Source organism: Novosphingobium aureum, assembly GCF_015865035.1.
Taxonomy (GTDB): domain Bacteria; phylum Pseudomonadota; class Alphaproteobacteria; order Sphingomonadales; family Sphingomonadaceae; genus Novosphingobium; species Novosphingobium aureum.
On record NZ_JADZGI010000001.1, the window covers coordinates 1,333,198 to 1,354,360 of the forward strand.

At 67.0% G+C, this 21,163-nt stretch carries 20 protein-coding genes; 16 read left to right on the forward strand and 4 right to left on the reverse strand.

Annotated elements, in window-relative coordinates:
- Positions 1-157: 157 nt before the first annotated feature.
- Together I5E68_RS06285 and I5E68_RS06290 are read right to left on the reverse strand one after the other, a co-directional pair.
- Positions 158-1,444: an OmpP1/FadL family transporter gene (locus I5E68_RS06285; RefSeq protein ID WP_197162140.1), complete on the reverse strand. Its 1,287-nt coding sequence runs from the start codon at positions 1,442-1,444 to the stop codon at positions 158-160.
- Between the two features lie 175 nt (positions 1,445-1,619).
- Positions 1,620-2,243 carry a glutathione S-transferase family protein gene (locus I5E68_RS06290; RefSeq protein ID WP_197162142.1) on the reverse strand — a complete coding sequence of 208 codons (624 nt, stop codon included), beginning with the start codon at positions 2,241-2,243 and terminating at the stop codon, positions 1,620-1,622.
- A gap of 156 nt (positions 2,244-2,399) precedes the next feature.
- Between I5E68_RS06290 and egtB the strand changes: the two genes are divergently transcribed.
- Positions 2,400-3,659: an ergothioneine biosynthesis protein EgtB gene (egtB, locus tag I5E68_RS06295; protein WP_197162144.1), complete on the forward strand. Its 1,260-nt coding sequence runs from the start codon at positions 2,400-2,402 to the stop codon at positions 3,657-3,659.
- A 15-nt stretch (positions 3,660-3,674) separates the two neighbouring features.
- Positions 3,675-4,676, forward strand: a complete 1,002-nt coding sequence (gene egtD, locus I5E68_RS06300; protein ID WP_228726858.1) for an L-histidine N(alpha)-methyltransferase — start codon at positions 3,675-3,677, stop codon at positions 4,674-4,676.
- A 15-nt stretch (positions 4,677-4,691) separates the two neighbouring features.
- Here the strand turns inward: egtD and I5E68_RS06305 are convergent, their stop codons facing one another.
- Both I5E68_RS06305 and I5E68_RS06310 read right to left on the reverse strand, forming a co-directional pair.
- Complete coding sequence (locus I5E68_RS06305; RefSeq protein WP_197162148.1) at positions 4,692-5,927, reverse strand: glycosyltransferase family 87 protein; 1,236 nt, start codon at positions 5,925-5,927, stop codon at positions 4,692-4,694.
- A 68-nt stretch (positions 5,928-5,995) separates the two neighbouring features.
- Positions 5,996-6,829, reverse strand: a complete 834-nt coding sequence (locus tag I5E68_RS06310) for a DUF2569 domain-containing protein (RefSeq protein ID WP_197162150.1) — start codon at positions 6,827-6,829, stop codon at positions 5,996-5,998.
- Between the two features lie 498 nt (positions 6,830-7,327).
- On the opposite strand from I5E68_RS06310, the gene I5E68_RS06315 reads away from it, so the two are divergent.
- The 14 genes from I5E68_RS06315 to glgX all read left to right on the forward strand — a co-directional run bounded on the left by I5E68_RS06315 (position 7,328) and on the right by glgX (position 21,157).
- Positions 7,328-7,507: a Flp family type IVb pilin gene (locus tag I5E68_RS06315; protein ID WP_197162152.1), complete on the forward strand. Its 180-nt coding sequence runs from the start codon at positions 7,328-7,330 to the stop codon at positions 7,505-7,507.
- A 78-nt stretch (positions 7,508-7,585) separates the two neighbouring features.
- On the forward strand, positions 7,586-8,479 hold the full coding sequence (cpaB, locus tag I5E68_RS06320; protein WP_197162154.1) for a Flp pilus assembly protein CpaB: 894 nt from the start codon (positions 7,586-7,588) through the stop codon (positions 8,477-8,479).
- Positions 8,469-9,959, forward strand: a complete 1,491-nt coding sequence (locus I5E68_RS06325; RefSeq protein ID WP_323982103.1) for a type II and III secretion system protein family protein — start codon at positions 8,469-8,471, stop codon at positions 9,957-9,959. The genes cpaB and I5E68_RS06325 overlap by 11 nt, the downstream gene beginning before the upstream one ends.
- Positions 9,949-10,272 (forward strand): hypothetical protein, encoded by a 324-nt coding sequence (locus I5E68_RS06330; protein ID WP_228726859.1) that lies wholly within the window; start codon positions 9,949-9,951, stop codon positions 10,270-10,272. The genes I5E68_RS06325 and I5E68_RS06330 overlap by 11 nt, the downstream gene beginning before the upstream one ends.
- 25 nt (positions 10,273-10,297) lie before the next feature.
- Positions 10,298-11,905 (forward strand): TadE/TadG family type IV pilus assembly protein, encoded by a 1,608-nt coding sequence (locus tag I5E68_RS06335; RefSeq protein WP_197162156.1) that lies wholly within the window; start codon positions 10,298-10,300, stop codon positions 11,903-11,905.
- Positions 11,902-12,420: a TadE/TadG family type IV pilus assembly protein gene (locus tag I5E68_RS06340; RefSeq protein ID WP_197162158.1), complete on the forward strand. Its 519-nt coding sequence runs from the start codon at positions 11,902-11,904 to the stop codon at positions 12,418-12,420. Before I5E68_RS06335 ends, I5E68_RS06340 begins: the two co-directional genes overlap by 4 nt.
- Positions 12,420-13,046 carry a TadE/TadG family type IV pilus assembly protein gene (locus tag I5E68_RS06345; protein WP_197162160.1) on the forward strand — a complete coding sequence of 209 codons (627 nt, stop codon included), beginning with the start codon at positions 12,420-12,422 and terminating at the stop codon, positions 13,044-13,046. Before I5E68_RS06340 ends, I5E68_RS06345 begins: the two co-directional genes overlap by 1 nt.
- 54 nt (positions 13,047-13,100) lie before the next feature.
- Positions 13,101-14,279 (forward strand): CpaE/TadZ family protein, encoded by a 1,179-nt coding sequence (locus I5E68_RS06350; RefSeq protein WP_228726860.1) that lies wholly within the window; start codon positions 13,101-13,103, stop codon positions 14,277-14,279.
- Between the two features lie 2 nt (positions 14,280-14,281).
- Complete coding sequence (locus tag I5E68_RS06355) at positions 14,282-15,706, forward strand: TadA family conjugal transfer-associated ATPase (protein ID WP_197162164.1); 1,425 nt, start codon at positions 14,282-14,284, stop codon at positions 15,704-15,706.
- Positions 15,703-16,704, forward strand: a complete 1,002-nt coding sequence (locus tag I5E68_RS06360; protein WP_197162167.1) for a type II secretion system F family protein — start codon at positions 15,703-15,705, stop codon at positions 16,702-16,704. The genes I5E68_RS06355 and I5E68_RS06360 overlap by 4 nt, the downstream gene beginning before the upstream one ends.
- A gap of 1 nt (position 16,705) precedes the next feature.
- Complete coding sequence (locus tag I5E68_RS06365; protein WP_197162169.1) at positions 16,706-17,677, forward strand: type II secretion system F family protein; 972 nt, start codon at positions 16,706-16,708, stop codon at positions 17,675-17,677.
- A gap of 1 nt (position 17,678) precedes the next feature.
- Complete coding sequence (locus I5E68_RS06370; protein ID WP_197162171.1) at positions 17,679-18,458, forward strand: tetratricopeptide repeat protein; 780 nt, start codon at positions 17,679-17,681, stop codon at positions 18,456-18,458.
- Position 18,459: 1 nt separating this feature from the next.
- Positions 18,460-18,921: an A24 family peptidase gene (locus tag I5E68_RS06375; RefSeq protein ID WP_197162173.1), complete on the forward strand. Its 462-nt coding sequence runs from the start codon at positions 18,460-18,462 to the stop codon at positions 18,919-18,921.
- Positions 18,922-19,057: 136 nt separating this feature from the next.
- On the forward strand, positions 19,058-21,157 hold the full coding sequence (glgX, locus tag I5E68_RS06380) for a glycogen debranching protein GlgX (protein ID WP_197162175.1): 2,100 nt from the start codon (positions 19,058-19,060) through the stop codon (positions 21,155-21,157).
- The last annotated feature ends 6 nt before the right edge of the window (positions 21,158-21,163 follow it).

The window sequence follows — 21,163 nt, forward strand, 5'->3', positions numbered from 1 at the left end:
GGTGAAGCCCTATCAGGGATTTCCCCGATAGGGTCTCGGATTGCTACGGATGAAGGCGGCACGTGAAAACGAAAGGGCACGGTCGCCGGCATGGCGCACGTGCCCTTTTGTTATGCCGTCGATGCCCCCCAGACCCTGCGGGCAGGGGGCGACGCGCCTAGAGAGTCAGTCCGAAGGACATGCCTACCGCGGTTTCGGCAAGGTAGACGTCGGCCTCGCCGCCGCCGAAGGCTGCCGGGATCGAGCCGGCACCGCGAACCGTCTGGCGCGGGGCGCGCATGACGTAGCCGGTGACTTCGGCATTGTCGGCGAACTTCACCGTCGCGCCCAGCGTGTAGTGGCCGCGCACAACGCCCGGCGCGAACACGTTGAGCATGGTCTCGCCGCGCGGGACCGGGTTGTCAGAGTGCCCGTAGCCTGCGCGCAGGGTCAGCGCCTCGCTCGCGCGGTAGACGCCGCCGACCTTCCACACGTCGACGTCGCGCCAGCCGAAGCCGGGGCCGCCGTCGCCGCCGAAGGGCACGCCCTGGAACAGCGTGGCGATCGAGTTGCCGACCGCCTGTACATTAGAATACTCGATGCGCTTGTAGTCCGCGCCGAGCGTCAGCGCGGGCAGCGGCCTGACCGACAGGCCAGCGCCCCATGCGGCAGGAACGTCGAAGCTGCCACCTTGCGCGAAGAGCCCGGCATACTTGTCGAAACGGCCCGGCTTGATCTTGGACTGGTAGAATGCGCCGAGCTTCACCTTGTCGCCGAACGAGCCGAGGTAGCCGAGGCGAACGCCGATGCCTGCCGACCAGTCGGTACCGCGGTTGGTGAAGTTCGCCGGGTCCTGCGAATAGGCGGCGAAAGGCTGCGCGCCGGTCATCTCGAAGCCCTGGATCACCAGCACCGGCGACACGCCGAACGACTGGCCCTTCGCGACCTTGACCGCCACCGTGGGCGAGACCTGGATCTGGCTGAGATTGACGCCCGCCGACCCGGTGCCACCGAAGGCGGCGAACGGGTTGGTCTTGTAATGGGTGTTCATCCCGCCGTTGCCGTTGATCGCGATGCCGACCGAGACCGACTCATTGAGCGGGCGCACGTAGCCGCCTTCGGGCAGGAGGAAGGGGTTGGCACCGTTGCCCGAGTAGTTACCATCGAGCCCGGCGCCGTTGCCCGCGATGCGCGCGCCGCGGTCTGGCACGAAGATCTCGAAGCCCACGTCCATGCGATGGCCCAGTTCGGTTGCTGCCGCCGGGTTCACCGCGATCGCGAGCGAGTCCTGCGGCATCGCGATCTCGACCCCGCCTGCGCCCTTGGCCTTGGCGCCGCTGCCGTTGAGGAAGTAGCCGTCGGTGGCATGGGCGGCGGGTGCCAGCGCAACCGTGGTGACGATGGCACCCGCAATGGCAGCGAGCGGCAGGCGGAGGCGCTCGGCGCCGGCGAAGACTTGTGGCATGATGTGGATGCGTCCCGAACTCTTGAATGTCAGCCGGGGCGTCGAACCTTGCCCGGCGTGTTGCATCCTGCATCTAGCGACTGAATCGCAAGGCGAAAGCGAGTTATCCTTGAGCGCGGGAAACTCCGGCTTGAGCCACGATGACCCGTATCGCGCGCCAGCGCGGTGCCGCACATCACGCGTAGGCGTAGTCTCCGCCCGCCTTGAGCGCGCTTTGGTAGGCGGGCCGGGCGTGGACCTTTTCGAGCCACAGCCGGATGTGCGGATAATCGTCGCCGAGCCCTGCGCGTGCGGCAGCGGCTTCGAGCGGGAAGCTCATCAGCACGTCGGCGGCGGTCATCTCGCCGCCCGCGAACCAGGGGTGCTGCGCGAGCTCGCTCTCGACGAAGCGCAAGTGCACCTCGATCATCGGGCGCAGCTTGCGGATGGCGAGCTTGCCCATGAGCGGGATTTTCGAGAGCACGAGCTGCAACAAGAGAACCGGCATCAGCGAGCCCTCCGCATAGTGCAGGAACTGGCGGTAGCGCAGCTTGCCCTGCTGGTCGCCGGGCGCGCCGAGCCTGCCGCCCGCCTTCTCGACGAGATATTCGGCTATGGCGCCGGTCTCGATCAGCGTCAGGCCCTCGTCCTCGATCACCGGCGACTTGCCCAGCGGATGGACGCGCTTGAGCTCGGGCGGTGCCAGCATGGTCTTCGCATTGCGCTCGTAGCGGCGGACCTCGTAAGGCAGTTCCAGTTCCTCGAGCATCCACAGCACGCGCTGCGAGCGCGAATTCTCGAGATGGTGGACGGTGATCACAGGCTCTCTCCTCGTGTTGGTTTGAGACTGCAACGCGCAAGCCGGTTGCAGGCTGCGCGAACTCGTCTGGTCCGCTGCGATACTCGGCTCGTCGCGGCAGGAGAACGTCTGCCGGTTAAGCCGGGACCTGCAGGCGGGGCAAGCCGTTGTCGGGACATGCAACTTGCAACAGACCGGGAGAGGGCGCCACAGCCCTGCACGCTCGCCGAGCGTTTCGCGCAGATTCGCGCGCAAAGCGTGCGGCTCGTCGAGCCACTCAGCGACGCCGACGCGACCATCCAGTCGATGCCCGACGCCTCGCCCGCCAAGTGGCACCTGGCGCACACTACCTGGTTCTTCGAGACCTTCGTGCTGCGCGACCACATGAGCGGCTATCGCCTGTTCGACGCCGACTGGCCGTTCCTGTTCAATTCCTATTACGAGGCCGAGGGGCCGCGTCACGCCCGGCCCAGTCGCGGAATGCTCTCGCGCCCTGCGCTCGACGCGGTCATGGCCTATCGTGCCTACGTCGATGCGGCCATGTACGGGTTGCTCGAGCAGGGGCGCGATCCCTCGGGGCGCGTGGCGCAGCTTGTCGAGCTGGGGCTCAACCACGAACAGCAGCACCAGGAGCTCCTGCTCACGGACATCAAGCACGCGCTCGCGCAGAACCCGCTTGGCCCGACATATGCCAGTGGTTGTCAGGAGAGCGAGGCGCTCGCGGTGCTCAATGCCTGGCATGGGCACCCCGGCGGAATTGCCATTGTCGGACATGACGGCACCGGGTTCGCCTTCGACAACGAAGGTCCCGCTCATCGTGTGCTGGTGGAGCCTTTCGCGCTCTCGGCGGCGCTCGTTACCAACCGCGAGTGGCAGGCCTTCATCGACGATGGCGGTTATCACGATCCGGGCCCATGGCTCTCCGACGGCTGGGCATGGGTCAACGAGAACGCCATCGAGGCACCGATGTACTGGCGCGGCGAGGAGGCCTTCACCCTTGGCGGCTGGAAGGAGCGTCACCCCGACGCGCCGGTTGGCCATATCTCGTTCTACGAGGCCGATGCCTTCGCCACCTGGGCGGGGGCACGCCTGCCGACCGAATTCGAGTGGGAAACCATCGCCGGCGATCACGATCCTGCGGGCGGTAACCAGCTCGATGCCGATACCCGGCTCGGTTCGGTCAATCCCACCGGCGCACCCGGGCTTTTCGGCGATTGCTGGCAATGGACCCGTTCGGCCTATCTGCCTTATCCGCACTACCAGCCCGCCGAGGGCGCGGTGGGCGAGTACAACGGCAAGTTCATGTCGGGCCAGTGCGTGCTCAAGGGCGCGAGCTGCGCGACACCGCGCGGGCATTCGCGGCGCACATACCGCAACTTCTTCCACCCCCACCAACGCTGGCAGTTCACCGGGCTGAGGCTGGCAAAGGATAGCTGAACGATGGCGACAGGCATGAGCGAACTGATCGATATCCCCCTTGAGACCGAGACGGGCAGGGGGCAGCGATCGGGCGCTTCACCTGCCTTCCGCGCTGACGTTCTCGAAGGGCTCGCGCAGGCGCAGAAGGTGATCCCCGCGCGCTGGTTCTACGATCATCGTGGCTCCGAACTGTTCGAGGAGATCACCCGGCTCCCCGAGTACTACCCCACGCGTACCGAGACCGGCATTCTCATGGCCCATGCGACCCGCATCGGCCGCATGCTGGGCTCGACGCATTATGCCGTGGTCGAGTTCGGCGCGGGGAGTGCGACCAAGACGCCGCTCCTGCTCGACGCGATCTGGGCCGATGCCTACGTGCCGATCGATATCTCGGGCGAGTTCCTGCGCGAATCCTGCGAGGTCCTGGCGCAGCGTTATCCCGACCTCGCGATCCATCCGCTCGAGGCCGACTTCACCTGCCCGGTGCGCCTTCCGCGCGAGACCGCAGGGGCGGGCCGTCTCGGCTTCTTCCCCGGCTCGACCATCGGCAATCTCGAGCCTTACGACGCGACCGAGCTGCTGCGCTCGATGCGCGAGACGCTGGGTACGGGCAGCTACCTGCTGATCGGTTTCGACCGGATCAAGGCCGAGCGCGAACTGGTCGAGGCCTACGACGATGCCAGCGGGGTGACGGCGGCGTTCAACCTCAATCTTGCCACGCGCATCAACCGCGAGCTCGAAGGGACGATACCGCTCGAGGACCTGCGCCACCTTGCACGCTGGAACGCGCAGCGCTCGCGCATCGAGATGCACCTCGAGGCGACGCGCGACATTGCCTTCGAGGTCTGCGGGCGCAGCGTCGAGATGGCGCGCGGGGAGACCATCCACACCGAAAACAGCCACAAGTACGACCCGCGCAGCGCGGCGACCCTGCTGCTCGCGGGCGGCTGGGAGACGCTCGAGCACTTCAGCGATCCCGAGGGGCGCTTCATGGTCATTCTGGCGCGCGCGCAGGGCGACGAGCTCGTCCCCTGATCCGCGCGCAGCGTTTCAGGTTACAGCACCGGCAGTGGCCGCAGTGACCGCAGCCGCCGGGGTTGCAGTTGCTTCCTCGCGGATATCCGCCTGCACTTGTCGCCAGACCAGCCCGGCCAGCCATGCGCAGGCAAAGGGCGTGAGGTTCATGCCCATGGGCAGCGCCGCGCTTCGGCACAGCAGCGGGGCCATGTACTGCAGGGCAAGGACTGCGCGCGAAGGTGCTCCCGGCGCCCCGGCGAGCCGACGCGTCGCCAGCCATGCCACGGGCAGGACCAGAAACGGCAGGTCGTAGCTGAACAGGTACGGCGTCGCGAGCGGCGTCGCGGCAAGGACGAAGGCCATCTGCCCCTCGATGGAAGCGCTTTTGCGACAGGCGATCCAGCTTGCGACGATTACCAGCGAACTTGCCGCCAGTTGCGCGGCGACTGCGGCCTCGTGTCCGGCAAGGAGGCGTACGAAGGCATAGACCGTGACCTGTCGCACGAAGAAGGTGTCGCTGCCCGTCTCCATCAGTTCGCGGCTGTCCGCCCAGCTACGCGGATAGGCGAGCATGACGTCGCTGCCGAAGACCAGCCACGTCGCGAGGGTGAAGGCGATGACGCCAAGCGCCGCGCCCGCGAAGGCGCGCCAGTGCCGCCCGGCGATAAAGGCGACCGGCAGGAGCAGGGCGAGGTGCGGCTTGATCACCAGCATTGCGCAACACGCGCCCGCCAGCCAGGGGCGGCGGCGCAGGTTGGTGGCGATGCCGGCCTGAAACGCGCTCGTCAAAAGCCCCGTCTGGGCGTGCCATGCCGCCATGATCGCGCCGGGGAAGGCTGCGACGGGCAGGGCAAGGCGCGGCGCAATGCGGCGCGAGGCGAGAAACCACAGCAGATAGGTCGCCAGCGTCCAGACCCACCAGCCCAGCGGATAGGAGAACAGCCCCAGCGGGCTTGCGAAGAAGAGGAACTGGGGCGGATTGACGAAGGCGAAGACCTCGCTCGTGCCGATCGCGCTGCCCGATCCGGCCATCGCCGCGCCCTGCACGGCCATCGTCGCGGCAGTGTCGTAGGCGCTTGCCGCCGTGCCCGCGACGACGAGCCTGCCTGCCGACCAGAACGCGAGAAAGTCGCTGCCGTTCGTGCCGAGGGCCTGCTGGTGGAACATCCAGAGGCTGGGCAGGGCGCAGACAAGGACGATCACGCTATAGGCGCGAACGCGCTGGCCATCGAGCCAGCGCATGGCGAGAGTGGTCTTCAGTCTGTTCATGATGCGAGAGGCCCCCCACCCGGTGCACGTAGGGCCATTCTGCCACTCGCGCCCGCTGGGGGGAAGGGTCAGGCGCGTACGCGGTGACGGTACGTCACGTTCACCCGCTCGGACAGGATCAGGTAGGGCAGCCAGAGCCCGATCGAGATCAGCACCTTGTGGAGGTTACCGTCGAGCATCTCGAGCAGCGGGGCGATCACCGCCTCGGGCAGGTGGGGCGCATTTGCGACCTCGTGCGCGATGGACAGTTGCATGCAGATGTCGATCAACCAGGCGGCGCCGAGCATGCGCGGAAACCAGGGCACCGCGCGCAGCGCCATGACGAAGCAGACCATGTAGAGGAAGTTCATCACCACGAGGTCGAAGGTCATCGCGAAAAGCATCGTCGAGGCCCACTGCGGCGCATCGACGGGCATGGCGGGCATGGCCAGCAGGAACTCGCCGGTGCGGAACGGCACGTTCAGCAGGATGCCTGCGATCAGCGAGACGAGGATGCCCGCGGGGCCGAAATAGCGGTGATTGCGTGCGCCGAGCGCATCGAGATCGCGCCACAGTCCGTAGCGCGCGAGGCGCAGGCGCGGCTGGGCATACATCGTGCCGCGCGGGAAGGCAGCAGCTGCGATGCGGTAGCCCAGCACCGGGGCCATGGCGGCGAGCAGGAAGGGAAAGGCCATCGCGAGGCTGGCGCCGATCCCGCCTGCCTGCGGCCCGGCCAGCGCGACCTTGGCGAGAGTGACCAGCGCGACGAGCGCGATCCAGCCGTCGAGCAGCGGGGCGATGCCGGTGTCGAGCCGGTTGGCGAGGGCGCGGCTGCGTTCGAGAAAGCCATGGCGCATCGCGGTCAGCACCGTGGCGAGACGGGGCCAATGGACCAGACCATTCCGAATAAGCTGCGCCGGCATATTGTCGCTCCGCTGACCAAGACTTCGTGTTTACTGGTTAACACTGATTTAGTGCCCGCGAATGGGCTTCAATTAATCGATACGACGATCCCACTAAGCTTCCGTTAATGCCCGAATCACTCGATTCGCCGTTCGAATCGACCGGATCACCTGCAAGGCATAATCTCGATTAACCATTATATTTAATAGTGATAAGTGCTATCTCACTGGAATCGCGTGGCAATTTATAGTCCCCATTTGGGAATTTGAAATCAGTTGACCTACTTAGTGTTTCGAGGCCCAATAAGGACGTCCACAGCGAGGGATCCACGCAAGAGGAACTGGCGTCCAGTACCCGGTTCTTAAACAAAACAAGGTCGCGTCGGTTCCAAAAGCGCACTTCGTGAGGACAAAGGGGGGTCCGGGGGTTAATCGCCGGTCACCTGAATTCTTAGTCTAGCCCGGCTTTTTCTCGCTTTGGGGAGTGGGGAGCCGTGCGCCATGAAGATGGAGTATCCTATGACCAAGTTCCTTAACGCTTTCTTCGCCGACGAAGCCGGTGCCTCGGCTGCCGAATACGCCCTGATCCTCGCCGTCGTCGGCGCTGGCATCGGTGCTGCTGCGTTCGCTCTCGGCGGTGCGATCTCGACCTCGATGACTGAAGCAACGACCTGCATCGGCGACGTTGAGACCTGCTGATCCAATTGGCCTCGCCGCTTACTTGCGGCGGGGCCATTTTACCTTTTTTGGGGAAATTGTCTCGGGGGGGACGTTCCAGTGCAGGGACGAAATCTGATCCTCATTGCGGTCGCCATGCTCTTGGGCATCATCGCGGTCGTCGTTACCAACGCCTACTTCTCGGGCGTCGAGGAAAAACAGGCGCAAGTCGCCAAGCAGCAGGAACTGCGCCAGATCGTAGTTGCTGCAGCCGAATTGCCCTTCGGCACGGTTCTCAACGAACAGAACGTCAAGCTCGTCAGCTGGCCCGCCAGTTCGGTGCCCGAGGGGGCGATCCTCTCGCTGGCCGACGCGATCAAGGGCGGACAGGCGACGCTGCGACCGATCGTCGCGGGCGAGCCGGTCCTCACATCCAAGCTTTCCGGGCGTCCCACGCTCTCGGCGAACCTGCCCAAGGGCCAGTTCGCGGTCGCGGTTCCCGCCAGCGCGGTCGCCGCAGCAGGCGGCTTCGTGCGGCCCGGCGACATGGTCGACGTCCTGCTCACCCGCAAGATTCCGGGCGATGGCGCTGCCAACGACGACAAGATGACCGACGTGGTGCTGACCGCGGTCCCGGTCCTCGCCGTCGACGTCGATGCCAACGACAAGAGCACCGAGCCCACCGTCGGCAAGACCGTCACGCTCCAGGTCGATACGCTCGGCGCGCAGAAGCTCGCGCTCTCGCAGCAGCTTGGCGTGCTCAGCCTCGCGCTGCGCAACGCCGCCGACACCACCGTGACCGAGTTCTCGACCGTGGTGCCGCCGCAGCTTTCCACCCGCAACTTCCGCATCGGCAAGACCGCCACGGCGCCTGCGCCTGCGGTGGCTGCCATTGCCGCTCCCGCCCGCCGCGTGAGCACCGTCGCCAAGCCGGCCCCGCGCCGCTTCGGCCCGACGATGACGATCTTCCGCGGCGCCGAGCCCAGTGATTACGAGGTGCAACGTGGCTATTAATCGCAAGGCGGCAATCGCGCTCGCGCTGGCTTCGGCCCCGCTCGCCATCCTCTCGCAACCGGTCATGGCGCAGGCCTATGCCGGTGACAGCCTCCACGCCGGGACCCTCGAGGTTCCGCTCAACAAGAGCCAGGTCCTCTCCTCGGACCGCGCCATCGCCAAGGCCATGATCGGCAGCGCCGAGATCGCCGATATCCTGCCCGTCACCGACCGCTCGGTCTATGTGCTGGGCAAGAAGATGGGCACCACCAGCCTGACGCTCTACGATGCCGCGGGCCGGGTGATCTCGATCCTCGACGTTGCCGTCGGCCCCGATGCCGAAGGGCTCAACGACCAGCTCAAGCGCATGCTGCCGGGCGACGATGTCCAGGCGCAGATATCCAACGACTCGATCGTGCTGACCGGCATGGTTTCGAGCGCGGGCGCTGCCGATCGCGCTGCCCAGCTCGCTCATGCCTTCGCCGGCGACAAGGTGATCAACCTCGTCGCGATGGGTTCGAGCCAGCAGGTCATGCTCGAGGTCCGCTTCGCCGAGGTCAACCGCTCGACCGGCAAGGAAGTGGGCGTCAGCGCCTTCGTCCAGGGCAATTCCTTCCGCTCGGCCATCGGCAAGGGCGCGCAGCTCGTGCCCAACGAAGTCACCACCACCACCACGGTGCCGCTGCCGGGCGGCGGCGTCTCCGAGATCACCTCGGTGTCGAACCCGGGCATCCTCGGACTATCGGCGATCACCGATACCTTCGGCATCTTCCAGAAGGCCTTCAGCCTCGGCGGGCTCGACATCGACGCCACGCTCAATGCGCTGGAAACCCGCGGGATGGCCAAGACGCTCGCCCAGCCCACGCTCATCGCGCTCTCGGGCGAGAAGGCCTCGTTCCTCGCGGGCGGCGAGTTCCCCGTGCCGGTCGTGCAGAGCGGTGGCGGCAGCGGCGTCAACGGGCAGGGGGCGATCACGGTCGAGTTCAAGCCCTTCGGCGTCTCTCTCGCGTTCACCCCGACGGTGCTGGGCGACAAGACGATCAGCATGATCGTCGAGCCTGAAGTCAGCGCGCTCGACCCGAACGCGGCGGTGACGGTAGGCAACATCACCATCCCGGGCCTGCGCACCCGCCGCGCGAGCACCACGCTCGAGCTGCGCGACGGCGAGAGCTTCGCGATTGCCGGTCTGCTCCAGCGCGACTTCCAGACCACGGTCGATCAGGTGCCGATCCTTGGCTCGATCCCGATCATCGGTTCGCTGTTCCGTTCGAGCAACTTCCAGAAGGGCGAGACCGAGCTGCTGATCGTCGTCACCCCGCGTCTCGTCGCGCCGATCCGGCCCGACCAGGTGCGCCTGCCGACCGACCGCGTGCCCGATCCGGGCGAGCTCAACACCTTCATGGCGGGCCAGGCCTATGCCCCGAAGGAACTCGAACCCAACGGCGCACCGCCGCCGAGCGATGCCTCGCCGGTCAAGCAGGGAGACGGTTATGAGTTCTGATCGCAAGACCATGGTTCGCACCGCACTGCTGGCCGCGTCGCTGGGCGCGGGGCTCTCGCTCTCCGGCTGCGCGACGCCCGACGGCGACTTCTACATGGGCGGCCCCGACAACTTCGGCGAGGCCAACCGCATGACCATGGCGGCACAGGTCATCGACCCCGATCCGGTCTACGACACGCCGCTGCCCGAGGGCCATGCCGAGCATGCCGGACAGGCGGTCGAGCGCTACCGCGAAGACAAGGTCAAGCAGCCCGACCGCACGCGTACCAGCAAGTCCCTGACCGGCTCGGGCTCCGGTTCGGGGGGCAACTGAGCAAGACGAAGAGGAGGCTGGGGTCATGTCCGGGCGTTTCCTTCACGATCTGATCGAGGACCGGCGCGGCGCGGTCGCGGCGACTTACGCGCTGGCGCTCTTCGCGCTCGTCGCGGTCGGCGGGCTCGCCTTCGACTACGCCCGGCTGGTGACGGTCGATACCGAGCTGCAGAACGCCGCCGACGAGGCCGCGATCGCGGCGGCGACGCAGCTCGACCAGCGCGCGGGCGCGGTCTCGCGCGCGCAGGCGGCGGTCACCAGCTACTTCGCCAATTCCAGCTCCTCGCTCGTCAACCGCACGCTGCTCGCGCATTCGGGGCAGGGCGAGACCTCGGCGATCACCGGGGTCACCTTCACCTTCTATGACGGCTACGACTCCGCCAACGACACATTCGGCTCGGCGACGACCGCCGATGCTGATGCAACCGTCGTGCAGGTCTCGATCAATGCCCGCCAGGCCTTTTTCGCGCTGACCCCGATCGTGGGTGCGCTGTCGTCGGCCGACGTCGCCGCAGCAGCGGTCGCGGGCCTGCAGTCCTCGATCTGCAAGACCCCGCCGATGATGGTCTGCGGTCCGGCAGGCCAGCAGTTTCCGACCGACGCAGACGTGGGCAAGGGCGTGCTGCTCCAGCCCGGTTCCTCGGGCCAGTGGCAGCCGGGCACCTTCGGCTACCTCGACTTCGGCAACGGCGCCAATGCGGTCAAGGCACTGCTCGGCGGCAACGAAGGCGCCCCGGTCTGCGTCGGCGGCTCGACCGTCACCGCGCAGCAGGGCAACATCGCCAGCGCGCCCGACTACCTCAACACCCGCTTCGACATCTACACCTCTTCGCTGCGTCCCGCCGACTGTGCCAGCAACGGCGACAACTGCCCGGCGGCGAGCACCCGCAAGGACCTCGTGCGGCTGGAGGAATACGTCTTTCGCAACATCGATCCGGCGGCGGCACTTCCCGCCAATCCGGGATGCGATGCCGATGCGGGCAATTCCGGCTATACCAAGCCTACCGGTGTCGACCGGGTCAACGTGACCGAGTGGACGCAGGTCCCGGCCAGCGTCGGCAAGCTCGAGGGTTTCCCGCGCGACGACTGCCATAACACCGGTACGACAAACTCGGTCGGAACCTGCTCCGGGGGCAACTTCGGCGACGGGATCTGGGGCCGCACTGCCTATCTCGACAGCCATCCCGCGGTGCCCACGAACCTCTCCTCGCGCTGGGACATCTACCAGTGGGAGCGCGACAATCCGTCCAGCGGCCTGCAGCCGACCCTGGTCAACGATAGCGATGCGGCCGAAGTTTCGGGCTGCAATCCGCAGGGCCGTGGCTGCGACGTCACCTGGAAGAACTATTGTTCCTATCCCAGCGCGATCAAGGGCACCTATCACCCGACCGCCAAGGACCGGCGCGTGATCACCGTCGCGGTGGTCGACTGCAGCAGCGATACCGGCGGCGCGCACGAGTTCTCGGTCAAGAACTGGATGGACGTGTTCCTCACCGAGCCCTCGTTTGCCCGCTCCACGCCCTATACCCGCGCCTCGCAGATCTATGCCGAGGTGATCGGCCCGGCAACGACGCCCGGCGGCGACAATGCCTTCCAGTACTACGGGCGCAACAAGGCGGTGCTGCTGCGATGACCCGCTCTGTCCCCATCCACCTGCGCCTGCTGCGCGACACGACAGCGGCCGCCGCCGCCGAGATGGCGCTGATGGTGCCGCTGCTCGTGCTGATCCTGTTCAGCGCCTTCGAGGCCGGGCACTTCTTCTGGACCGAGCACAAGGTCGTCGAAGCGGTCCGCAACGGCGCGCGCTACGCCTCGCGCCTGCCGATGAGCGATGTCTGCCCGACTTCGGGCACGACGACCTCGAACATCGCGCTCTACACCCGCACCGGCCAGCTGACCGACAGTTCGGCGAGCCCGGTCGTGCCGGGCTGGTCGAACAACAATCAGGTCACGGTGACGATCGCCTGCGACAGCTATCTCGACACCGGCATCTACACCTCGCTCGCAGGCGTGGGCACGGGCAAGGGCGCGACGGTGACCGTCGCGGCGGCCTCGCTCACCTATCCCTCGCTGTTCGAGACGCTGGGGCTGTTCGAATCCAGCCTCAACCTCAACGCTTCGGCGAGCACCGCGGTGATCGGGCTGTGATGCGCCTTGCCCGCCTCGTGTCCCTCGCGGACTTCGCCCGGGACCGCCGCGCCGCGACGTCTGCAGAGTTCGCGCTGGTGCTGCCGCTGATGCTGCTGTTCCTGCTCGGGATCATCGACGTCGGGCGCTATGCCTGGAACGTCAACCAGCTCGAGAAGGCGGCGCAGATGGGCGTGCGCTTCGCGGTCGTCACCAATCCGGTCGAGGGCGGGCTGACCACCACCAGCTACGTGGGCAATACCTCGTGCTCGGGCGGGGTCGCGCTGACCCCGGGTGATCCGATCTGCCGCGAGGCGTTCGGCAGGGAAGTGTGCACTTCCGCGGGCTGCACGTGTGCGAGCTCGCCTTGCGTCAGCACCTCGTTCCAGTCCGCCGCCTTCGCCAACGTGCTCGCGCGTGTCCAGGACTTCGCGCCCTCGGTCGCGGCGGCCAATCTCAACGTCGAATATGCCGGCTCGGGCATCGGCTATGCCGCCGATCCCGACATGGCGCTGGCCCCGGTGGTCACCGTGGCGCTGGTCGACGTCGACTTCACCGCCATTTCGCTGCTCGGCATTACGCTGAGCCTGCCGGACGTGCGCCGCTCCCTCACCATGGAAGATGGCACCGGCTCCGTCTCGAACTAGGTCAAGGCTATGGGAAAGAATGAAAATCTGGCTCACGCAGGAAGGGACGGCACGATGAGTGCGACAGGCGCTATCCTCGTGCTCGCCGCCGCCTCGTGGATCGACGTGCTCGAGGCCTCGGGTGCGGGCGATGCGCTTCTGGGCCTCTCGCTCGAACCGCTCGCCCCGGTAGCCCCGCTGCCCGAGGCGCTGGTCGCGCGCGCTGGCATCCTCGTGCTCGAGGTCGATCCGGCCGACCCGCGCTCGATGGACCGCCTGTCCACGGTGCGCGAGGGCCATCCCGACCTGCCCGTGGTCGCTGCGATCGGCAATGCCGACCTCGCGCTTGTGCGGGCGCTGCTGCGCCAGGGCGTCGCCGATGTCGTCTCGCTGCCCTTCGAGGTCGAGGAGCTGACCCGCATCTCGCTCGACATCAGCGCGCGCCACGCCGGAGAGCGCAAGCTCGAGCGCAAGGCCGAGACCGCGCTTGCCCCGCTGGTCGCGGTCACGCGCTCGATCGGCGGCAGCGGCGCGACCTCGATCGCGACCCAGCTCGCCTCCGATCTCGCCGATCATGCGATGCAGGCAGGCGAGGGGAAGGGCGCGGTCATCGTCGACCTCGACCTGCAGTTCGGCAATGTCGGGGCGTTCCTGGGTATTTCGCCGCGCGGCGAGATCGACGACCTGCTCGATGCCGGCAGCCGTCTCGACGAGCAGCTCCTCGCCTCGGTGGCGAGCGATGCCGGCAACGGCCTTGCGGTCATCGCCGCACCCGAGGCGATCATGCCGCTCGAGGCGGTCGATACCGACCAGTTGCTGCGGGTCATCCGCATGCTGCGCCGGCGCTATGCCTATGTCGTGCTCGACCTGCCCGCGAACTGGACGAGCTGGACGCTCTCCGCCGCGCTCGCGGCCGATTCCATCGTCATGGTCGTCGAGCTTTCGGTCGCCAGCCTGCGCCAGGCCAAGCGCCGGCTCGACCTGTTCGATTCGGTCGGGATCGATCCCGAGGCGGTGCAGGTCGTGGTCAACCGTGTCGAGAAGCGCCTGTTCCGCACCATAGGTGTCGACGACGTCGCCAAGACGCTCGACCATGCGGTGCTGGGGTCAGTCGCGCTCGAGGCCCCGCTGGTGAGCACCGCGCAGAACCAGGGCAAGCTCGCCAGCGACCTGCAGCGCAAGAGCCGCTTCGCCGCCGACGTGCGCGCGCTGGGTGCAGCCTTGCGCGAAACCCGCCTCAAGAGGGGAGACTGACCATGTGGCAATTGCGCCGTTCCGCTCCGGAGATCGACGAGCAGCCGGTCGAGGACCTGCTCGCAGCGCCGCCGCTCGCAGCGCCCAGCGCGCCCGCCGCGACGCCGGGCACTTCCGCCGAGCCCGAGCCTGCAGAAGCCGCGCCCGACGCGCGCATTTCGGGTCTCAAGATCGAGATCCACCGCGAGCTGCTCGACCGCATCAATCTCTCGGTGCTCGACAAGATGCCGCGCGAGAAAATCGCGAGCGAGGTTACCGTCATCGTCAGCGAGATGCTCGCCGACCGGTCCGAGATGCTCAACCGCGCCGAGCGCGCGATGCTGTGCGAAGAGGTGCTCGACGAGCTGCTCGGGCTCGGCCCGCTCGAGCCGCTGCTCAAGGACGAGACGATCAACGACATCCTCGTCAACGGTCCGGATTCGGTCTTCGTCGAGCGCTACGGCGTGCTCGAGAAGGTGCCGACCCGCTTCCAGGACGCGCGCCACCTGCTGCGCATCATCCAGAAGATCGTCAGTGCCGTCGGCCGCCGCGTCGACGAATCCTCGCCCTTCGTCGACGCGCGCCTGCCCGACGGCTCGCGCGTCAACGCGATCGTTCCGCCGCTCGCCATCGACGGCGCGCTGCTCTCGATCCGCAAGTTCTCGAAGAAGCCGATCAGCATGGACCGGATGATCGAGTACGGCTCGATGGTCGCGCCAATGGCCGAGGTGCTCAAGGGCATCGTCCTGTCGGGCCGCAACGTCATCATCTCGGGCGGTACCGGCTCGGGCAAGACGACGATGCTCAACGCGCTCTCGACCTACATCGACCCGCGCGAACGCATCGTCACCATCGAGGACTCGGCCGAACTCCAGCTCCAGCAGGACCACGTCGCCCGGCTCGAGACGCGCCCCGCCAACATCGAGGGCAAGGGCGAGGTCAGCCAGCGAGAACTGGTCAAGAACGCGCTGCGCATGCGACCCGACCGCATCATCCTGGGCGAGTGCCGCGCCGGCGAGGCCTTCGACATGCTCCAGGCGATGAACACCGGCCACGATGGCTCGATGACCACGATCCACGCCAATACCCCGCGTGATGCGCTCTCGCGTATCGAGCAGATGGTGGGCATGAGCGGGATCGAGATCTCGGCGCGTTCGGTGCGCTCGCAGATTGCCGCCGCGATCAACGTGGTACTGCAGATCGGGCGTCTCTCGGACGGCAAGCGCAAGGTCCTCTCGCTCAGCGAGATCACCGGCATGGAGGGGGAGACCATCACCATGCAGGAAATCTTCCGCTACAAGCAGACCGGGCGCGACGAGGCGGGCAACGTCACCGGCTACTTCGAGGCCACCGGCATCCGCCCCAAGTTCATGGCCGAGCTTTCCGCCCACGGCATCGACCTCGATCCCGAGCTGTTCCGCCACCATGCAAGGATCGCCGGACGATGACCGCGCTCATGGTCAGGCTCGGCGTGATGATCGCGATCTTCATTGCCGTCTTCGTCATCGCGCAGGTGGTGATGCGCGTGATCTGGGCGCACCGTGCCGAGAGCGCGGCGGTCAACCTGCGCCTCAAGATGCTGCGTCAGGGCCACAACCGCGAGGTGGTTGTCTATGACCTGCTCAAGAACGCGCCGCCGCACCTCGCGCCCGACGCGCCCTGGTGGCAGAAGCGCTACGTCGGTTTCGTGCGCACGGTGATGATGGCCGGGGTGCGCGTCGAGGCGCGCCAGATGGCGCTGCGCATGGCGACCGCGGTGGTCGGCATCTTCGTCGGCCTGCTGGTGATCCTGCTCGCGGTGCACATCACCATCACCTTCGGTGTGGTCCAGCTCGCGCTAGTTCTCGCGCTCGCGGCGGGCATCGGCATTCCCTACATGCTCATCGCCCGCAAGGCCGAGAAGCGCCGTCGCCGGATGGAGGAGCAGTTCCCCGTCGCGCTCGACATCTTCTCGCGCTCGCTGCGTGCAGGGCACCCGATCGCGTCCGCCATCTCGATCATCACCGAGGAGATGGAGGACCCGGTCGGTTCCGAATTCGGCCTGGTCTCCGACGAGGTCGCCTATGGTGCGGAGCTCAACGACGCGCTGATGGCGATGGCCGAACGCTGGAACCTCGAGGACATGCGCATGTTCGTCGTGTGCGTCTCGGTGCAGAGCGAGACCGGCGGCAACCTCGCCGAGATCATCGAGAACCTCACCACGGTCATCCGCGACCGCGCCGCGCTCTACATGAAGGTGCGCGCGCTCAGCTCCGAAGGGCGCATGACCGGCCTGATGCTGACCGTGCTGCCGGTCTTCACGCTGGTCTCGATGTTTCTCGTCAATCCTTCCTTCTATCTCGACGTCGCACAGGACCGGATCTTCGTGATCGGCTTCCCTTCGCTGATCATCCTGTGGGGTATCGGCGTCTACGCGATCCGTCGTCTCACGGACCTCAAGGTGTGACATGCTGAACTTCATCGCCACCAGCGACATCGGACGCCTCGCCGTTCTCGGCGTGATCTTCGCGCTCGTCTTCGGGATCGCGCTGACCTTGCTGCTCGTCGCCTCGCAGCGCGCCTCGGTGCGCAGCGAGCTGAGCGTCATCGGCAAGACCGCGACGCGCAGTTCCTCGCCCGACAGCCTGCGCCGTTCGACCAACGATGCCTGGGCGCGCCTTGCCGACCGCATCGAGAAGGCGGGTCTCAACCTCACCGACACCAAGTCCGACGCGCTGACCAAGCAGATGCGCGAGGCTGGCTTCGAGAGCCCGGGCGCGCCGCGTGTCTATACGCTCGTGCGGCTGGTGCTCGTGATCGTCCTGCCGTTGCTGGCGGTGGGGGCGATGTACATGGGCTCGGGCGAGGTGGGGCTGATGAAGCTCTATTTCACCGGCACGGTCTGCGCGGCGCTGGGCCTTTACATCCCCAATATCTACGTGCGCATGCGCGCCGACCGCCGCCGCCGAGAAATCACCAACGGCTTTCCCGACAGCCTCGACCTCATGCTGGTGTGCATCGAGGCGGGGCTCGGGCTCGAGGCCGCGCTCGACCGCGTGGGGCGCGAGATGGTGCTCTCGCACCCGCTGGTCTCGCGCCTGCTGGTGGGCACCACGATGCAGCTGCGCGCCGGCGCCTCGCGCGAGGTCGCGCTGCGCCGCATGGCCGCAGATGCGGGCGTCGACGAGATCTCGTCCTTCGCCACGCTGCTCATCCAGTCGGACAAGCTGGGCACCTCGATCGCCACGACCTTGCGCGTCTACGCCGCAGAGATGCGCGAGAAGCGGCGCATGCGTGCCGAGGAAAAGGCACACCGCATCCCGGTGCTGATCTCGGTGCCGCTGGTGGCCTGCATGCTGCCCACGATGATCGGCACGCTGATGCTGCCCGCTGCCGTGCGCGTCGTGCGCATCCTCATTCCGCAAATGACCGGAGGCTGACATGAATCGACTGAGGGGGGGAAGGATCGTCGGGATCGCGCTGGTGCTGGCCATGTTGCCGGGCTGCAGCGGGACCCTGAAGTTCCTGGGGCTCAAGCACGATGCCAAGACCGAGTACCGCGTGCGCAATTCCGATCCGGGGCCCGATCTCGCGCTCGGCTCGGCGACCGAGCAGGGCCGCACTGCGCTCATGGCCGGGCGTGACCAGGAAGCCGTGACGCTGTTTCGCGTCGCGCTCGCCTCGGGCGAGGCCCCGGCACCCGCGCGCAACGGGCTCGGCGTCGCCTATGCGCGCCTTGGCCAGTTTGATGCGGCGGAGCGCGCCTTCCGGCTCGCCATCGCGGCAGACCCGGCAAAGGCGACTTATGCGACCAACCTCGACAGGCTGCTGGGTTCTGCGCTTGCCCGGCGCCAGCGCGATGCCGAAACCCGCGCGCTTGCCGCAAGGGCGGCGGCGTCTGCCAAGCCTGTCGCCACCAGCGCGCAGGCCGAGGCTCCCGGTCCGCGCCTGACCCGCGTCTCGCGCGGGATGGTCTCGATCCGCTCGATGCCCGGCGACCGCGCCGTGGCGACTTCGGGCAGATTGCCGCAAGTGGCCGCTCGCGAAAAGCCGAAGACCAAGGCCGACGATGCGAGCCTCGAGGAGGATGCCGCCGAACAGCTGGTGGCAGCGAAGGCCGAGCCCGGCGCGCGCACCGTCGCCTTCATCGGCAATAATCCTGCATTCCAGCCGCTGGTGCGCGTCGAGCTGAAGGGCGATGCCAACGAGGCGCGCCGCTGAGATGGATACCGCACTCGTACCTCTCTTCGTACTCGTCCCGGCCTGCCTCTTCGCGAGCTGGTCCGACGTCTCGCGCCGGGTGATCCCGAACTGGCTTTGCGCCGTGGTCGCGCTGGCAGGGCTCGGCGTCGCGATCTGGAGCGGCGGCCTCGAGGCACTCGGCTGGCACGCGCTACACATGGTCATCGCGCTTCTCGTGGGCATGGTGCTCTTCAGGTTCGGCATGCTCGGCGGGGGCGACGCCAAGTTCTACGCTGCCTGCGCGGCCTGGTTCACGCTTTCGCAGGCAGGCTCGCTGCTGCTCATGGTCTCGCTTTGCGGGCTGGGTCTCTTCGCCGTCTGGTTCGCGGTGCGCCGCGCCATGCGCAAGCCGATCCGGATGAAGCCGCAGGACAACTTCGACCGCCTTCCTTACGGCATCGCGATTGCCGCAGGGACGGTGATCGCAATGCTCGGTACCTAACCAACTCCGACGGGTCGCAACCGTAAGCTGGGGGCGTTTCCCGGGCAGCTTCGCCTGTCCGGGAACGCATTGCCTGCAAGCGGGTTTGCGGCTTCGGCACCTCGTCGCTTTTCGCAGGTGCAGCGGAGGTGTCCCCATGAGCTTCACGTTTGCCCGGCCTGACCGCATGATCAACGAACTCGGGACCGAGTTCACGGGGAACGGCACCCATTTCGCCGTCTTTTCAGAGAATGCCGAGGCAATCGAACTTTGCCTCTTCGACGAGACCGGGAGCGAGGAAACCGCCCGGCTCGAACTGCCCTCGCGCGAGGGCTCGGTGTTTTCCGGCTACCTGCCCGGAGTGCGCCCAGGCCAGCTCTACGGCTATCGTGCCCACGGCCCCTACGACCCGGCGCAAGGCCACCGCTTCAACCCCAACAAGCTCCTGCTCGATCCCTATGCGCGCGAGCTGTCGGGGCGGATCGAATGGGACGATGCCTTGTGGGGCTACGATCTCGCGACCGGCGACGATCTCAGCTTCGATACGCGCGATTCCGCGCGCTTCATGGTCAAGGGCGTGGTGCAGGACCCCGATTTCGACTGGGAGGGCGACCGCGCCATCGCGCGGCCCTGGACCGATACCGTGATCTACGAGGCGCACGTGCGCGGCCTCACCATGGCGCATCCCGGCGTGCCCGAGGAGCTGCGCGGGACTTACGCGGGCATGGCCAGCGACGCGGTGATCGAGCACCTGCTCAAGCTGGGTGTCTCGGCGATCGAGCTGCTACCCTGTCACTACTTCCTCGATGATCGCCTGCTGCTTGACCGGGGCCTGTCGAACTACTGGGGCTACCAGAGCCTCGGCTTCTTCGCGCCCGAGACCCGTTTCCTGCGCAAGGGGGCTGGTGCCGCGCCCGCGATCAGGCAGTTCAAGGACATGGTCAAGCGCTTCCACCGCGCCGGGATCGAGGTGATCATGGACGTGGTCTACAACCACACCGCCGAAGGGTCCGAGCGCGGCCCGACGCTCAGCTTTCGCGGCCTCGACAACGCGAGCTACTACCTGCTCTCGCCCGAGGATCCGCGCTACAGCTTCGACACCACCGGCTGCGGCAACACGCTCTCGGTCGCGCATCCCATGGTGCTGCGCATGGTGCTCGATTCGCTGCGCTACTGGGTGCAGGTGATGCACGTCGACGGGTTCCGCTTCGACCTCGCCTCGACGCTGGGCCGCGAGGCGGAAGGCTTCGACCGCGAGGGCGGCTTCTTCGATGCGATCCGGCAGGACCCGGTATTGGCCTCGGTCAAGCTGATCGCCGAACCATGGGACGTGGGGCAGGGGGGCTACCAGGTAGGCGGCTTTCCCTATCCCTTCCGCGAATGGAACGACAAGTTCCGCGACAGCGCGCGCGGTTTCTGGCGGCTCGACAAGGGCCTCGTCGGCGATCTCGCGGGCGCGCTGATCGGCTCGCCGGTGCAGTTCAACCACTCCGACCGCGGCGCGACCAGCTCGATCAACTTCCTTGCCGCGCACGACGGCTTCACGCTGATGGACACCGTTTCCTACAACGAGCGCCACAACGAGGCGAACGGCGAGGGCGGGGCCGACGGGCACAGCCACAACCTCTCCGACAACATGGGCGTCGAGGGACCGAGCGAGGACCCGTCAATCCTGCTCGCCCGGCGACTGCGGCGCCGCTCGATGATGGCGACGCTGCTGGTCAGCCAGGGCGTGCCGATGATCCTCTCGGGCGACGAGATCGGCAACGGCCAGCAGGGCAACAACAACGTCTACTGCCAGGACAACGAACTGGGCTGGGTCGACTGGGCCAACGCCGACGATGCCTTCTGCAACTTCTGCGCACGCATGATCGCGCTGCGCCGCGAGTTCCCGGTGCTCTCGCAGGAGTGCTTCCTGCAGGGCGAGGTCGCCGAGGACGAGCGCATCGAGATCGCCTGGTTCCAGCCCGACGGCCGCGCGATGGACGATGCCTTGTGGAACGAGGAGGGGCTGCACGTGCTGGGCGCGCGCATCGACTACTCGAACCGCGAGGCCTTCCTCGACGGCGGGCGTCCGGTCTTCGTGGTCATGAACGCTGCCGAGCAGGTCCGCTTCACGCTGCCCGGCGGCAATGCCGGTGCGCGCTGGGTGCGCGTGCTCGATACCGCGCGCGAGGACCCGTTCGAGACCGAGACGCTCGAGGGCGAGGTCGCCGAGATCTCGGGCGGCAGTCTCACCCTGTTCCGCCCGGCCTGAGGAGCA

Coding starts and splice junctions, on each gene's coding strand:
- I5E68_RS06375 (WP_197162173.1), top strand. CDS start 18,460: ATGGATACCGCACTCGTACCTCTCTTCGTACTCGTCCCGGCCTGCCTC.
- I5E68_RS06285 (WP_197162140.1), bottom strand. CDS start 1,444: ATGCCACAAGTCTTCGCCGGCGCCGAGCGCCTCCGCCTGCCGCTCGCT.
- I5E68_RS06360 (WP_197162167.1), top strand. CDS start 15,703: ATGACCGCGCTCATGGTCAGGCTCGGCGTGATGATCGCGATCTTCATT.
- I5E68_RS06310 (WP_197162150.1), bottom strand. CDS start 6,829: ATGCCGGCGCAGCTTATTCGGAATGGTCTGGTCCATTGGCCCCGTCTC.
- I5E68_RS06335 (WP_197162156.1), top strand. CDS start 10,298: ATGTCCGGGCGTTTCCTTCACGATCTGATCGAGGACCGGCGCGGCGCG.
- I5E68_RS06365 (WP_197162169.1), top strand. CDS start 16,706: ATGCTGAACTTCATCGCCACCAGCGACATCGGACGCCTCGCCGTTCTC.
- I5E68_RS06315 (WP_197162152.1), top strand. CDS start 7,328: ATGACCAAGTTCCTTAACGCTTTCTTCGCCGACGAAGCCGGTGCCTCG.
- I5E68_RS06340 (WP_197162158.1), top strand. CDS start 11,902: ATGACCCGCTCTGTCCCCATCCACCTGCGCCTGCTGCGCGACACGACA.
- I5E68_RS06330 (WP_228726859.1), top strand. CDS start 9,949: ATGAGTTCTGATCGCAAGACCATGGTTCGCACCGCACTGCTGGCCGCG.
- I5E68_RS06350 (WP_228726860.1), top strand. CDS start 13,101: ATGAGTGCGACAGGCGCTATCCTCGTGCTCGCCGCCGCCTCGTGGATC.
- glgX (WP_197162175.1), top strand. CDS start 19,058: ATGAGCTTCACGTTTGCCCGGCCTGACCGCATGATCAACGAACTCGGG.
- egtB (WP_197162144.1), top strand. CDS start 2,400: ATGCAACTTGCAACAGACCGGGAGAGGGCGCCACAGCCCTGCACGCTC.
- I5E68_RS06355 (WP_197162164.1), top strand. CDS start 14,282: ATGTGGCAATTGCGCCGTTCCGCTCCGGAGATCGACGAGCAGCCGGTC.
- I5E68_RS06370 (WP_197162171.1), top strand. CDS start 17,679: ATGAATCGACTGAGGGGGGGAAGGATCGTCGGGATCGCGCTGGTGCTG.
- egtD (WP_228726858.1), top strand. CDS start 3,675: ATGAGCGAACTGATCGATATCCCCCTTGAGACCGAGACGGGCAGGGGG.
- I5E68_RS06305 (WP_197162148.1), bottom strand. CDS start 5,927: ATGAACAGACTGAAGACCACTCTCGCCATGCGCTGGCTCGATGGCCAG.
- I5E68_RS06345 (WP_197162160.1), top strand. CDS start 12,420: ATGCGCCTTGCCCGCCTCGTGTCCCTCGCGGACTTCGCCCGGGACCGC.